General features: G+C 53.2%; 12 protein-coding genes. 9 read left to right on the top strand and 3 right to left on the bottom strand.

All coding sequences use genetic code 11. The features are described 5' to 3' along the window. The first annotated feature begins 87 nt into the window (after positions 1-87). The 4 genes from HZ995_RS02125 (at position 88) to HZ995_RS02110 (ending at position 3,707) form a co-directional block, all read left to right on the top strand. Entirely contained in the window at positions 88-1,104 is a 1,017-nt protein-coding gene (locus HZ995_RS02125) for a sugar ABC transporter substrate-binding protein (protein ID WP_209357044.1), read from the top strand. A gap of 115 nt (positions 1,105-1,219) precedes the next feature. Further along, entirely contained in the window at positions 1,220-2,290 is a 1,071-nt protein-coding gene (locus HZ995_RS02120; RefSeq protein ID WP_209357043.1) for an ABC transporter permease, read from the top strand. Continuing rightward, on the top strand, positions 2,266-3,066 hold the full coding sequence (locus tag HZ995_RS02115; RefSeq protein WP_209357042.1) for an ATP-binding cassette domain-containing protein: 801 nt from the start codon (positions 2,266-2,268) through the stop codon (positions 3,064-3,066). Before HZ995_RS02120 ends, HZ995_RS02115 begins: the two co-directional genes overlap by 25 nt. Then, positions 3,063-3,707 carry an AAA family ATPase gene (locus tag HZ995_RS02110; RefSeq protein WP_245168722.1) on the top strand — a complete coding sequence of 215 codons (645 nt, stop codon included), beginning with the start codon at positions 3,063-3,065 and terminating at the stop codon, positions 3,705-3,707. The genes HZ995_RS02115 and HZ995_RS02110 overlap by 4 nt, the downstream gene beginning before the upstream one ends. Positions 3,708-4,100: 393 nt before the next feature. On the opposite strand, the gene HZ995_RS02105 is transcribed toward HZ995_RS02110, so the two are convergent. Genes HZ995_RS02105 through HZ995_RS02095 form a run of 3 tightly spaced genes read right to left on the bottom strand, consistent with a single transcriptional unit; the run spans position 4,101 to position 5,737 of the window. Then, on the bottom strand, positions 4,101-4,274 hold the full coding sequence (locus HZ995_RS02105; RefSeq protein ID WP_209357041.1) for a hypothetical protein: 174 nt from the start codon (positions 4,272-4,274) through the stop codon (positions 4,101-4,103). Continuing rightward, the gene (locus tag HZ995_RS02100) at positions 4,271-5,530 is read right to left on the bottom strand and encodes a DUF6538 domain-containing protein (RefSeq protein WP_209357040.1); all 1,260 of its coding nucleotides are present in this window, start codon (positions 5,528-5,530) and stop codon (positions 4,271-4,273) included. Before HZ995_RS02100 ends, HZ995_RS02105 begins: the two co-directional genes overlap by 4 nt. A 3-nt stretch (positions 5,531-5,533) precedes the next feature. Further along, positions 5,534-5,737: a hypothetical protein gene (locus HZ995_RS02095; protein WP_209357039.1), complete on the bottom strand. Its 204-nt coding sequence runs from the start codon at positions 5,735-5,737 to the stop codon at positions 5,534-5,536. A gap of 380 nt (positions 5,738-6,117) precedes the next feature. Between HZ995_RS02095 and HZ995_RS02090 the strand changes: the two genes are divergently transcribed. From HZ995_RS02090 to HZ995_RS02070, 5 genes are all read left to right on the top strand, one after another. Beyond that, on the top strand, positions 6,118-6,918 hold the full coding sequence (locus HZ995_RS02090; protein ID WP_209357038.1) for a class I SAM-dependent methyltransferase: 801 nt from the start codon (positions 6,118-6,120) through the stop codon (positions 6,916-6,918). A gap of 123 nt (positions 6,919-7,041) precedes the next feature. After that, a complete protein-coding gene (locus HZ995_RS02085) occupies positions 7,042-7,977 on the top strand; it encodes a homocysteine S-methyltransferase family protein (RefSeq protein ID WP_209357037.1) in 936 nt (311 codons plus the stop codon). A gap of 785 nt (positions 7,978-8,762) precedes the next feature. Next, positions 8,763-10,121: an ATP-binding response regulator gene (locus tag HZ995_RS02080; RefSeq protein ID WP_209357036.1), complete on the top strand. Its 1,359-nt coding sequence runs from the start codon at positions 8,763-8,765 to the stop codon at positions 10,119-10,121. Further along, positions 10,111-11,202 (top strand): hypothetical protein, encoded by a 1,092-nt coding sequence (locus HZ995_RS02075; protein ID WP_209357035.1) that lies wholly within the window; start codon positions 10,111-10,113, stop codon positions 11,200-11,202. The genes HZ995_RS02080 and HZ995_RS02075 overlap by 11 nt, the downstream gene beginning before the upstream one ends. After that, positions 11,203-13,122 (top strand): ATP-binding protein, encoded by a 1,920-nt coding sequence (locus tag HZ995_RS02070; protein ID WP_209357034.1) that lies wholly within the window; start codon positions 11,203-11,205, stop codon positions 13,120-13,122. It begins immediately after the preceding gene. The last annotated feature ends 611 nt before the right edge of the window (positions 13,123-13,733 follow it).

The raw sequence follows: 13,733 nt of genomic DNA, 5'->3' as shown, positions 1-13,733 counted from the left end.
AATCGCGTTTATGCCTAGTGTCGATCACAGCGATCACTTGGAGGATTGGCCCCACTTGGGCCTTGTTGAATTGTCTGGGAGGACATCATGAAAAAACTCGTAACTGCATCCGCACTGGCCCTGACCGCCTCGGCATTCGCGTCGGCAGCATCGGCTGACATCAGCGCCTGCCTGATCACCAAAACCGACACCAACCCGTTCTTCGTTAAAATGAAGGAAGGTGCGTTGGCAGGGGCCGAAGCGAACGGTGTAAGCCTTTCGACTTATGCTGGTAAAATCGACGGCGACGTTGAAAGCCAGATCGCCGCGGTTGAAAGCTGCATCGCATCGGGCGCACAGGGCATCCTGATCACACCAACCGACAGCCGCGCACTGACCCCTGTTATCACGCAAGCACGTGAAGCTGGCGCTCTGGTCATCGCACTCGACACTCCGTTTGAGCCTGCAAATGTGGCTGATGCGACCTTCGCAACTGACAACTTCAAAGCGGGCGTTCTGATCGGTGAGTGGGCGAAAGCCAAAATGGGCGATGACGCAGCGAATGCGAAAATCGCGCTGCTCGACCTGAATCCATCGGAAATCTCGGTTGACTACCTGCGTAACAACGGCTTCCTGCAGGGCTTTGGCATCGACATCAAAGACCCAACCGACATCGGTGACGAAGACGATGCGCGTATTGTCGGCAACGACGTTACCAACGGCAATGAAGAAGGCGGCCGCACCGCGATGGAGAACCTTCTCCAGATCGACCCAGGAGTGAACCTTGTTTACACCATCAACGAACCTGCCGCTGCCGGTGCATATGAAGCGTTGAAAGCCTTTGGTCGTCAGGACGACGTTCTGATCGTATCGGTCGATGGTGGCTGCCCGGGTGTCCAGAATATCGCGGAAGGCGTGATCGGCGCGACCTCGATGCAGTTCCCATTGCTGATGGCATCCAAAGGCATCGATGCGATTGTCGACTGGGCCAACAACGGCACCAAGCCTGAGAACACCCCAGGTCTCGACTTCTTCAACACTGGTGTTGAGCTGATCACCGACCAGCCTGTTGCCGGCATCGACTCGCTGACCTCGGCCGAAGGTCTGGCGAAGTGCTGGGGCTAATCGCCTAACTTCTCTCCCCTCGGAGGGGGCGCGTGTCGCCCCCTTCAACTCTCTCCCCACCTAATCTTTGACACAGTCGAACGCCTTGGCCATGCTGAAGGCGGAGGATACCGACATGACGAACACATCCCAACCCTCGCAAGAGTTTGAGCGTGTTCTGGATGGTAGCGACAGTAAAGTCGCCGAGTTCAAGAAAAGCCACACGCTTTTGGAACGCATTCAGCACGTCTTGCACAATAACCCGACACTGGTTCCGGTTATTGTTCTTCTCATCAGCCTTCTGGCCTTTGGCATCATTGCCGGCGAACGCTTTTTCTCAGCCTTTAACCTGTCTTTGATCATGCAGCAAGTTTCGATCATCGGCATTCTGGCAGCCGCCCAGAGCATGATTATCATCACAGCGGGCATCGATTTGTCAGTCGCTGCAATTATGGTCCTGATGTCCGTCATCATGGGCAACCTGGCAGTTACCATGGGCGTTCCCGCCCCGCTTGCCATACTGGTCGGTTTCCTCGGCGGCACAGGGGCGGGCATGATGAACGGCCTATTAATCACCAAGATCAAGCTGCCGCCCTTCATCACCACTCTGGGCACTTGGTCGATATTCTTTGCTCTGAACCTCTGGCTCTCTGGTGCGCAGTCGATCCGTTCGCAGGATATCGACGCAAACGCGCCGTTCCTGAAGTTCTTCGGCAATGCCATCAATCTTGGCGGCGCACGGATCACATTTGGCGTAATCCTGATGATCGTCGTCTTTGTCGTGCTTTGGTACATGCTGAACAAGACCGCATGGGGCCGCCACGTCTATGCCATCGGCGACGACATGGAAGCTGCCGAATTAGCTGGTATCCGCACCGAACGCACGCTGGTCTCTGTCTATTTGCTGGCAGGTTTTGTCTGTGCGCTGGCTGGTTGGGCATCCATCGGTCGTGTCGGTTCAATCTCGCCACAGTCATTCTATGAGGGCAATCTTCAGTCGATCACGGCCGTAGTTATCGGAGGCATCTCACTCTTTGGTGGACGTGGCTCGATCATGGGAGCGCTCTTCGGAGCCCTGATTGTGGGCGTCTTCCAATCGGGTCTTCGCATGGCCGGTGTCGACGTGCTGTGGCAGGTCTTCGCTATCGGTTGGCTCATCATCATCGCGGTCGCAATCGACCAATGGATCAGAAGGGTATCGGCATAATGTCTACTCCAGTCGTACAAGCCCGCGGAATCGTGAAGCGCTATGGCCACGTGACCGCAATCGACCACTCGGACTTCGAACTACGCCAAGGCGAAATCCTGGCCGTGATCGGAGACAACGGCGCCGGTAAGTCGTCAATTGTGAAAGCGATCTGCGGCGCAACCGTCCCTGATGAGGGTGAAATTCTCATCGACGGAAAACCGGTTCACTTCACCTCGCCTATCGAGGCACGTGAAATGGGGATCGAAATCGTCTACCAAAACCTGGCTTTGTCTCCGGCCCTGTCCATCGCGGACAACATGTTCACCGGACGTGAGATCCGTAAGAAAGGCCCTCTCGGTGATTGGCTTCGGATGCTGGACAAACCAGCTATGGAGACTTTCGCCCGTGAGAAACTGACTGAACTCGGGCTTATGACCGTGCAGTCGATTAAGCAACCGGTCGAGACTCTTTCCGGCGGACAACGCCAAGGTGTCGCTGTCGCGCGCGCCGCAGCCTTCGCCTCGAAGTTCATCATTATGGACGAGCCGACAGCCGCGCTCGGTGTCAAGGAAAGCCGCCGGGTGTTGGAACTGATAAAGGACGTGCGAGCCCGTGGAATCTCGATCATCCTGATCAGCCACAACATGCCTCACGTCTTCGAGGTTGCAGATCGCATTCACGTCCATCGCCTGGGTAAACGTCTTTGCACGATTGACCCGAAAGACTACACCATGTCGGACGCTGTGGCCTTTATGACCGGTGCCAAGGAACCTCCCGCTCAGGACGCGGCGTGAATACGCCTCATAACATCGCCGAGGCGCTGCTGGCTCCCGCACTGGCAGCGCCGCGCAAAGGAAGGCGAAGGCTTGTTGCCATCGCCGGTCCGCCTGCTTCCGGCAAATCAACGATCTCCGAAGCCCTTGCTCGCGCGATGTGCGAAGCCGGTTGTCCAACCCAGGTCGTCCCGATGGACGGCTTTCACCTCGATAACAGCGTATTGTCAGAGCTTGGACTGTTGGAACGGAAAGGCGCACCAGAGACGTTTGATGCCAACGGGTTCCTGCGAATGGTTGCTGCGTTGACCAACGAAGAACAGGTCTACTTTCCGACCTTTGACCGTGATCGGGATATCGCGATTGGCGGAACGGGGTCTGTCGGGCCGGACTGTGATACTGTGCTTGTCGAAGGTAACTACTTGTTGTTTGACGCACCCGCTTGGCGCGAGTTGAAACCCCATTGGGACTTCTCTGTTTGGCTAAACGTGGGGAATGAAGCCTTGAAACGACGCCTCGTCGAACGCTGGCTGGAACAAGGTCTTTCCCAGGAAGAGGCAGAAGTAAGGGCGATAGGGAATGATTTATATAACGCGGACACTATAGCCCGCCGGAGGCTCAGCTCCGACGTTGCAGTTTCGGGCAACGCTGAGCTCCAATAGCGATCGGACAAGCGTTGCTGCCGAGATTATTGAGTGCTTGTGCAGTTAGCCGACATCTTTGCGCCCCTCAGCTGAGGAGCACTAGCCGGTCTTGAAAACCGAATCTGTGGGCTTCACCAAGGCTCAGTCGGGGCTCAGAGCTGCCTTGCGATCGTGCGGCGATATGCTCGTTTCCAGCCGTTCAGAACGTCTGCTCTTGCCTTCCCGGCACGATCCCATCGCACACGTACCGAAAGTTAGGAACCCCGCCATGGTGCTTTTCGCTGCAGACGCAATGCGCAGAAAGCTGCCGTTGGCGCAGTCGCTGCGAATGGCGGCTTCGTCCGCTAAGCCGCCTTCCGCAAAAAAACAAAGAAGCTCGCCGCCCGAGCTTTCGCCCGGACGGAGATGTGATCACGGTGGTAGCCTCTCGTTGAGCACATACTCTGCCAGCCAAGCCCAGTAGTCCTGCCGTGTTGGAAAGCCCTGTCCCTGAGCCGCGACATCCTCAGCGCGCTTTCTGGTAAGCCCGCCATCGTACTCAGCAATGGCAGCGCGTTCCTCGAAGGCTTCGATATCAGGGATCATGGTGCAGCGACCCTGTCCACTAAGTCGCGCTTCTGCTGATCCGAGATGCCTGCTGAGTAGAGCGAGTAGGTGATCCCGTTCTCAGAACGAGCCGCTGAGTGTCCTACAATACTGGCAGTGAAGTGCTCTGGAGCTCCAGTTCTTTCGCACTGAGTTATGAACCACTTGCGGGCGCTGTGGAACACCAGACCAGGTCTCTCGATCTTCAGCCTTTTCCGAAGTAAAGCAAAGCGCTTGGTGATGTCGTTCACCGTGAGGTCCGGAAAGAGCGGTCCTTGTGTATTTTTCAACAATGCCAGTAGCTCAGGATGCACCGGAACCCACCGTTCTGCCGCCTCGGTCTTTAGAAGACGCAGGTGGTTGGGACGAAGATGGAAGAAGAGCCCTGCTGGGCCCTTGTCCACGATGTCCTCCGCTAGGAGCCCTGCTGCTTCACCCGCTCGCATCCCAGAGAAGAGACAGAGCTTCATCACATCAGCAATGATATGCTCTCTCGCACCAAGGAGCTTCTTCACCTCGTCATCCGTTGGCACAGCATAGGGCTGAGGACGGATCTTGGCTTCGAAGCGAACATGCGCAAAGGGATTGGCCTCCAGTAAGTCCTCATAGACACACCACGTGAGCCACTGGTTCACCTGTGCCCAGATACGTCTCTGGGTGCGCCCCGTGATGTGATCTCTTCGACCCATCGACCACGTGACTGCTGCATCGAGCGAGAGGCCCCGCGTTGTCTGGGACTTCCCGATGTTGGCACTGAGCTTCGAGATGAGGGACAGGAACTCCTTCCCGTCCTCCTTCATCAGTTCCGAGAGCTTCTTCTCTCCGTGGTTGGAGGCAAAGAGCTCCACGGAGTAACGAACACTCTTAAAGCCACCGGGCCGGAGTTCGCGGATACGTCGGTGCAAATAACGGCGAGAGGCACTCTCCACAGTCGTGTCCTTTGCGATCTTCTTCACGAAGCCGGCTTGCTCAGAGTGCTGCAGACTGTCACGTAGACGAGCGAGAGCCTCTTCCGAGTGGCGGGACCATCCAGAGGAGGAAGGCAGCAAGAGAGCGCCAGAGAGGGCCTCCTCGACAGTCTTCTCGTACTGGGTGTTGACCTCTGCCGCCCTTTTCCGAGCAAGCTTGAGGTCTCCGGTCTTCAGGGATTGTTTGAGGGCCTTCTGGCCCAGGAGGGCAGCAACATCCTTTGGGTAGTTGCGGCGATAGAGCCAAGTCTGACCTTTCAGATAGGCATAGCGGATCTGTGCTGACATCTGTCAGGTTCCTTTCGGTTTAAAAATGCGGGAAGTGATCTTTCGCAAGATCATGTCGAAGTCTGGCTCGCCGTACTCACCTTCGAGCGGGCCAGTTAAAGAGTAGCCACCAACGCAATCGTCATAGACCTCATCCACGAGGAAGAGGTGTTCTGGGATGTCGTCGAAGGCCCTGATGACCACATGGTCTCCGGGATGGAGGTCCATGTCATGATCTCGCCAGCAAGAGGTCCGGGAGGACGAAGCCGAGTGCCAGAGACATCGGTAGCGGGAGAGGCACTGGCTGCATCCACGAAGGCATCACGGCCAGCAGGACAATGCAGTAGGACAGGCCGTTGGGTATTATCGGCCTCACGTCCCACTTCCATCGTAGGAAAAGAAAAAGGGCCAGCCGCAAGCTGACCCCCAACACGCACCACAGCGTGAAAGAGCTGAACATCTGAATATCTCCTCTAAGAGTTCTCTTTATTCAGATGCTTGGTTTTGCTCGGTTTTGTCGAATTCATAACTAAAAGGAGAAAAGCTCTAACGATATAGGCTTCAATTGTGCTTCAATCGCTTCGTGTTCTTTTAGGAGATCGATCGAGATGCCAGACCCGTTTCAAGATGTTGATGCAGCAGGCGAAGAGTTTATTTCGTCTTTCGCGGACTCAATGGATGAACGCCAGTCCGATCCTACAATGGAATTGATAGTTGCGAGCTACTTGAGCAAGCTCACGTTTCCAGAGGACAGCTTGACTGTTGAGGTTGGATGCGGTGCGGGGGCTGTCACCCGCCGCGTAGCAGAAAGAGCAAACCCAGCTCGCGTTATTGGTTTCGAGCCATCGCATGGCTTCGTCAAAGAGGCCAAGGCGCGGGTCACAGGCCACGGCAACGTCACGTTTGAAGTCGCAGATGGTGCGTCACTGCCGCTGAAGGATGAAAGCGTCGACAACCTAATCATGCATACTGTTCTGACGCATGTAGAAGACCCGACTCCACTATTGATAGAGGCCTCGCGCGTATTGAAGACCGGCGGGGTACTAGTCGTTTGCGATGCTGATTTTTCGAAAGCGTCTCTTGGAAATTTCCCATATGACCCGCTCGATGCATGCGCAAAGATATTTGTTCGGGAATTCGTCACAGACCCGCATGCGGTGGCCAAACTTCAGAAGCTCGTTTCCGATGCTGGATTCAACGTCGAGGACTTCAGCTTTCAGAGCCGCAGCGTGCTTGACAACGACCAAATGCTCCCCTGGGTGGTAGAAACGGGCAAAGTGCTGATGGAGCGAGGGGAAATCAGCCAGGAACTGCATGATGGGCTGGTTTCAGAATACCGTCGACGCGCGCGCAATGGTACTTTGTATGGCTATCAGGTCTTCGCAACTCTTATCGGCCGAAGAGGATAATTGCGGGACAAAGCGCCAATTCGCTGCGGCTGCGTCAATGGCCGCTTCTTACGTGTGGATCAGTGACACATGATGCGCCGGCTGTTATGGTCTAAGGACACTTCACGCGACTGGTTCATTACGATGTCAATCTACCGAGATACTTTCCTTCCCAGCAATGCCGATCTTTTTTTGGCCTACGTCGGGATGGAAACCGACCTAATATTCAATCAGGGCGTCGATTTGCCCGGCTTTGCTTCATACCCGCTTTTGAAAACCACGGAGGGTCGAAAGCTTCTCGAGGGATATCTGAAAGACCTGATCGCTCTGGGCAAGGAAACGCATTCTGGTGTCATCCTTGAAAGCCCGACATGGGTGGCAAACCGGGACCGCGGAGCTGCAATTGGGTATGACTTCGGCGAACTCAAGCAGCTTAATCAAGACGCAATCGCCATGATGGCGGCAGTTCGTGCAGCAAGCGACCATGCTCCGACAATCATCAGTGCGAATATCGGACCACGCGACGATGCATACGCGCCTGAAGCGCAAATGAGCGCGGATGAGGCGGAACGCTATCATTCGGAGCAAATAGCCGTACTGGCAGACACAGATGTGGATGTGATCAGCGGATACACTTTGGCGTACCCATCTGAGGCGATTGGTATCGTCAGGGCGGCACGCAGGTTTGAGCTTCCGGTGGTCATTTCTTTCACTGTGGAAACAGACGGACGGTTGCCAACCGGCGCGTCGCTTGAGGATGCAATATCAGAGGTCGACGGTGCGACTGATAACTATGCAGCCTACTACATGATCAACTGTGCGCATCCTGAGCATTTCTCGGGAGTCCTCGAAGTCGCACCGTGGATGCAGCGCGTGGGAGGTATCATTGCCAATGCGTCACGCTGCAGCCATGCCGAACTGGACGAAGCTGAAGAACTGGACGACGGCAATCCGACCGAGTTGGGTGAGCAGTTGTCTGATATCAGGCGGCGCTTTCCTCAAATTCAGGTTTTAGGAGGGTGTTGCGGCACCGACATGCGCCACATGAAGCAGATCGTAAGCGCCTCCCGGACACCTTAAGCCGACATTCACCACATTGCAGAAACTTGGTAGGTTTGGGCTCACTCCGATCATTCGCTGCACCCACTCCTTTCATCAACACTTCTTTCGTACCCTCCCACCACACCACGGAGGCTAACGAAGATTGACGAAAGGAGTACGTCCTGCTCAACTGTCTTCTTTATCCTTCTCCCCCCCCCCATCTCCCATTACTGGTACTTATTTGTAGCGCAGCACCTGCGGAGCGGGGGACTGTCCCAGAGCGCCATTGACTGCTTGCTCTTTCCTGCCCACTCCTTCTTTCTTCTTTCTTCTTTCTTCTCCCCTATCTCCCATTACTGGTACCTATTAGGATACCCACGTACGGAGGGACCTGCAGACAGCGCCTCAGAGAGAGGCCTTCGGAGAGCCCCCCCGAGAAAAGCCCACAGAGAAGGCCAGAAAGGCCTCCTAAGGTATGGCTGGGATGTTCGAGGTGCCCCATGTCACCGAGCCTAAGAAATGCCCCCGAAAGTGCCCCAGTTTGCTAAGGGCTGCAGGAAAGCCGAAGGGAAGTATCGAGAAGCAAGGTATCCTACCACCCCAGCCATCTTCCTTTCTTGAGTGTTTGCTAGGTGCAGTCGGGCCATGGAGGCCCAGAATGCCCCCGAAAATGCCCCTGTTTGGGTGTGGCGGGTGTGCTCTTTGCTAATGCGGCCGCGCCTCACTCACGGGGTAGCAAGGCGTGATCCACTCCGTAGGCCGCTCTGGTCCAATCGTCATGCTTGTTGTCCCGGCGATCCCCCCGCGTGAGGTGGTGTGGGTTGATGCAGGTGCGCGTTTGTTTAACCACCGCACGTCCGCAGCGTTCAAACGAGTTATTGGCTATCCGTTTGTACCAGAGGATATCCAAGCGCGTGCAGTGCTCAGTTCTCGTATCCCGTATCACTCGAAAAAGGGGTGCTTGTCGCCCAGAATACATCGCCAACGAACAATCTCTGCCAATGAAAAACTCCCTCCCTATCGAACTGAGTACAATTGTACTTGTAGAAGATGACGAAGACACACTAGTCGCTCTGTCGGATGCACTTGTTGACGAAGGGTTAGTTTGTCGCCCATTCGCAAGGCCGGAAGACGCGCTAGAATACATTTCAGAAGGTGGGGACTGTTCCGCCCTAGTCACTGACATTAAAATGCCGAAAATGTCTGGGCTTCAGCTTGTGTCGAAGCTTCGGGATCTACCGAACCCAACGAGCGAGACACCCGTTATCATCGCTTCTGGGAATGCGACAAAAAAAGAGGTTCAGGAGGCTTTGCGCCTCAGTGTAAGTGAGTTTCTAGATAAACCGATACAGCTTGATTATCTCGTTGATTTGCTTCGCCAAATGCTCACCACATCGGGTTCAACAACCTCCGAAAACGAAGGCGATTTGAACGAGATTAGTGGAAACGAACTATCCAATACTCTGCGATTGGTGGCGCATGAAATGCGTACGCCTTTGAATGCAGTGATTGGATTCTCTTCGTTGCTCCTTGACGAGCAAATCAAATTCGAAAGAGAGGCTGTCATGTCAGTGGCAGAGTATATTTTCGAAGCTGGAAACGAACTACTGTCAAAAACAAATTTGGCAATTGGAACCCTTTCCATGAGCGAAGGAAATCCGCCTGAGCTTAAAGCCGCACACGCCGAAAGAATGATGGTCAGCGTAACCGAACGCAAGTCGGTTCGCGACGCCGCAAAACAAAAACACATTGAAATCATTGATCATATTGGTCTCAAGTTGTGGCGTCTTGACCCATATTCAACGATGAACGCTTTAGAGCAAATCATCCTCAATAGCCTTAATGTAACCGAGCCTGGCGGAAAGATCGTTGTGGAAGCCAGAGAGCGTGAAAATGGTTTGGAGATTAGAGTTACAGATGAAGGTCCGGGCATGTCGCCAGCTCAAATCGAAAGAGCTTTACGCCCGTTTTCCAAGTCGGACTTGTCAAACAACGGCGTAGCCGAAGGGCTTGGCCTAGGATTGCCATTCGCTAGGAAATGTATGGAAAGACAGTCTGGAAACTTACGCGTTTCCTCCAGTGTCGCCAATGGGACAACGGTCAGCTTAGAACTACCAAAGCACGAGCTGTTGCCGGAAAATCCCCAATCTTTGATGAAGGAGAGCCAGCAAGATGCCCTTTAGGACTTTATCAAGTATTGCCGCGTGTTTCTTTGCACTGCCATCACTTGCATCTGAGGCAATTAATCATGAGGCAATTGTTGCAGAGGCTTTGAGGCCAGCGTCGAGTTGGAATTTCCCGGTAGAAGACGCAGCGGCTCTGTCAAAGAAGCACGTGGTTTATCTAGCAGCGAACCTGCAAAATTCGGGAATCCTCTCAGTTGCGGAGGGGCTGAAGGAAGCTGTTTCGAAACTCGATTGGTCTTTGGAAATCATTGACGCCCGAGGAGATCAATCCAAAATCGAAGAGGCGTTGGACCGCATCGCACGGCTTGCTCCAGATGGGTTAGTTTTGGGGGGCTTCAACGCAATAGACCACTTGGGCCCCCTGAACGTGATTTCGGGAGAAGGAACCAAGATCATAGGATGGCACGCTTCGGCCTATCCCGGTCAAATTCACGGAACACCTGTATTCAACAACATTACAACAAATCCTTTGCAAGTCGCACAAGTTGCAACAAGTTATGCAATTGTCGCCACCAATCGTAGAGCAGGTGCGGTCATATTCACGGACAGCCGTTTCGAAATCGCTCTGGAAAAATCAAATGAGATGGCTCGGATAATTGACCTATGCGCGACATGTCAACTTCTGGAAGTTGTAGATGTCCGCCTAGACCAAACCTCCGAAGTAATGCCTGACGTTGTTTCACGCTTGCAAGATACATATGGGGATCTTTGGAATGTCAGCTTGGGCATCAACGATTTGTATTTCGATGGCGCATTCTTACCGCTCAGTCTTTCCGAGGACCGTGCCATTGGGGATTTGGTTAACGTATCGGCAGGCGATGGTAGTGCATCTGCTTATCAACGTATCGAGAGTGATCTTTTTCAATCCGCAACCGTTCCGGAACCACTAAACTTTCAGGGTTGGCAATTGGCCTATGAGCTTAACCGGAAGATGCAGGGCTTGAAAACACAGCTGTTCGTGGCTCCGACGAAATTGGTAACGAAAGTCAATTCCAAAGAGGACGGTGGCGTAGATTGGCGTTTTGATCCCTCGAACGGGTATAGGGCATTATTCAGCGACAGCTGGGTGGCTAAATAAGTGTCGTTCAGCAAACGCTTTGCGCTGAAAGAACGCGTCATTGTTGTCGTGGCGATCGGCTTCGTGGCGCTGATCTCTACCTCTTTGCTTGTTCAATTGAATTTCTCGCGCTTTTCGGATTTTGCCGAAAATTTCTACCAAACTCAGCTGCCACTGGTTGAAAACGCACACGATCTTGAACACGCCAGTAACCGGATTTCCGCCCTTGCGAAAAACTTGCGATATACGGACAAGCAAAGCGACCTAGACACACTTTATTTAGAGTTCACGCGAGAAGTGAAGGAGCTGGAAAAGCTCACGGCTACGCTGTCGGTCCAAGGCGGCTACAGCGACGTTCTTGCCTTAAATCGTTTGAGCCAGGCACTCGCACAGGAAGCAAAACAAATATTTGCCTCTAAAGTTAGGCAACTAAATGGCTCCGGCATCACAGGCACGTCGTTTGCTGACAAAACGCTAGTTGGCAACTCTTTGCAAAAAAGCACGAAACAACTTGCGGATTTAGCGACTGAATACAGGGCTCAAGTTGAAACGAAAATGCTGAAAAATTCTAGTGATTTGCAGGCAACGCAAGTTAGATTCAGCTTCTTGAATCTCTTTGTCCCATTTCCAATTTCATTGCTAATGTTTCTGTCAATCTGGGGACTTATGAGAAGGTTCAGTCTTAGAACCGAGAACTTGCATTCGGTTCTCTTGGGCGAGACTGCAACCCTCAACAAAGACTTTTTTAAAAGCTGGGACGAATTGAGTGATTTGGGGCTGGTCGCGATAGAATTTCAAGACCAAAAGAGAGCCCTAGAACTTTCAAAGTTGGAGTACGAGCGACTAAATAATGATGTGCAAAACATCATTGATGGCGCCAACAGCCCCATTTTCGCCTTCGATATGACTCAGCGAATTACAGTTTGGAATAGAAAAGCGATTGAACTCACAAAAATAGATACCGATCGCGTGAACGAGGGAATGTTTCTAAAAGACATTCTGTGTGACGAATGTTTGAGTGAATTCGAAACACGGCTGATTGCGCTTTCGCAAGATGCCGACTTAGACGCGTGGGAAAGCTACTTGGTGGCAAAAGACGGACGTCGTATCCCAGTTCTTTGCAGTTTGACCAGCCAGCTACAATCGAGCCGGAACAAAGGCGAGATATTCTGTATTGCGCAGGATTTAACCCAGAGAAATGCGTTACAAGCTGAAGCGATTCAAGCATCAAAGCTTGCAAACTTGGGAGAAATGGCAACCGGGATGGCGCACGAATTGAACCAACCCCTCAACGCCATGAACATCACGTTAGCCTCTCTTCGGAACACTCTTAAACCTAACAAGTACAATCCGGAAAAGGCCAGCACACTAATCGAGAGAGTCGCAAATCAGGTAGAAAGAGCGTCTAGCATCATTGACCACATGCGCATCTTTGGAAGGCGCGCAGACGACCCAGTCCAAGTTTTTGAAATGGGTATTTGTATCAATCGCGCAGTCAACTTGCTTGCGCCCCAACTAAAGCTTGCTTCGATTGATCTCAGTCTGAGGATTGAAAGCAATCTTTTAATTTGTGGTCATGCAATCTTGTTCGAGCAGGTCATCCTAAACCTACTTTCAAATGCCAAGTTTGAACTGGAAAAACGACAGGTCCAGAACCCCTGGATAAAAGTAGAGGCCGCAAGAATGGACCAGCATATTGTTGTTTCTATCGAAGACAACGCAGGCGGGATAGATGAAGAAGTCTTGCCAAAGATCTTTGAGCCATTTTTTACGACCAAGGAAGCTGGAAAAGGTACTGGTTTGGGATTGTCTATCAGCTATGGGATAATCGAAGACATGTCCGGCAAGCTGGCCGTCAATAACTCCCAAAATGGGGCGAAGTTTGAAATTAGGTTTGCAGCGAACTTGGACGTCGTATCAACTCAGAATGAGGTTGCATAACGGCCAATCCTTAAGCTTTCCCGAACTGGAACTCTAATTTGCGCAGTTACCGAGTGGACGTAGGGAAAAGAACGAAGCCTGGATGCAGGATGTGCTTGATAAACACTACGAGGAGGCCCTTGCGAGGGCCAACTCACTCCTTGCCGAGGTCGAGCAGGATCCAGTAACAGGATGTCTCCCCACACCCACTCAGGAGCCGCGCAAGGTACGGTTCCGAGGGATGCAGCTGGAGGCCTATCGGTTCATTTACTGTGTGGCGGAAGGCGTGGCGTTACCGTGGAGTATCGTGGTGCGCCATCGGTGCCATAACCGCACCTGCATCAACCCACACCACCTCACGCAGGGGGATCACCGGGGCAACAAGCGTGACGATTGGACCAGCGCGGCTTACGGAGTGGATCACGCCTTGCTACCTCGTGAGTGAGGCGCGGCCGTAGTGGCCCAGAATGCCCCCGAAAATGCCCCTGTTCGGGTGTGGCGGGTGCGGCCTTTGGTCCACGAGAGGCAGAGCTGTCTCCGCGGGCAACTGTGCCGCTCTGGGAGACCATTCTATTTGGACTTGCCAATCAACTGCTTTGGGTGGAAGTCGGACTATCGCTGAGGGTGCGATC

It is taken from the genome of Cognatishimia activa (assembly GCF_017798205.1).
In the GTDB taxonomy this organism is placed as follows: Bacteria; Pseudomonadota; Alphaproteobacteria; order Rhodobacterales; family Rhodobacteraceae; genus Cognatishimia; species Cognatishimia activa_A.
This window is presented reverse-complemented; position numbering and strand designations above follow the sequence as displayed.

Bases quoted from the DNA above. Each gene is read 5' to 3' on its own strand.
- HZ995_RS02120 (WP_209357043.1), top strand. From the start codon at position 1,220: ATGACGAACACATCCCAACCCTCGCAAGAGTTTGAGCGTGTTCTGGAT.
- HZ995_RS02090 (WP_209357038.1), top strand. From the start codon at position 6,118: ATGCCAGACCCGTTTCAAGATGTTGATGCAGCAGGCGAAGAGTTTATT.
- HZ995_RS02105 (WP_209357041.1), bottom strand. From the start codon at position 4,274: ATGATCCCTGATATCGAAGCCTTCGAGGAACGCGCTGCCATTGCTGAG.
- HZ995_RS02080 (WP_209357036.1), top strand. From the start codon at position 8,763: ATGCAGGTGCGCGTTTGTTTAACCACCGCACGTCCGCAGCGTTCAAAC.
- HZ995_RS02095 (WP_209357039.1), bottom strand. From the start codon at position 5,737: ATGGACCTCCATCCCGGAGACCATGTGGTCATCAGGGCCTTCGACGAC.
- HZ995_RS02085 (WP_209357037.1), top strand. From the start codon at position 7,042: ATGTCAATCTACCGAGATACTTTCCTTCCCAGCAATGCCGATCTTTTT.
- HZ995_RS02115 (WP_209357042.1), top strand. From the start codon at position 2,266: ATGGATCAGAAGGGTATCGGCATAATGTCTACTCCAGTCGTACAAGCC.
- HZ995_RS02100 (WP_209357040.1), bottom strand. From the start codon at position 5,530: ATGTCAGCACAGATCCGCTATGCCTATCTGAAAGGTCAGACTTGGCTC.
- HZ995_RS02125 (WP_209357044.1), top strand. From the start codon at position 88: ATGAAAAAACTCGTAACTGCATCCGCACTGGCCCTGACCGCCTCGGCA.
- HZ995_RS02075 (WP_209357035.1), top strand. From the start codon at position 10,111: ATGCCCTTTAGGACTTTATCAAGTATTGCCGCGTGTTTCTTTGCACTG.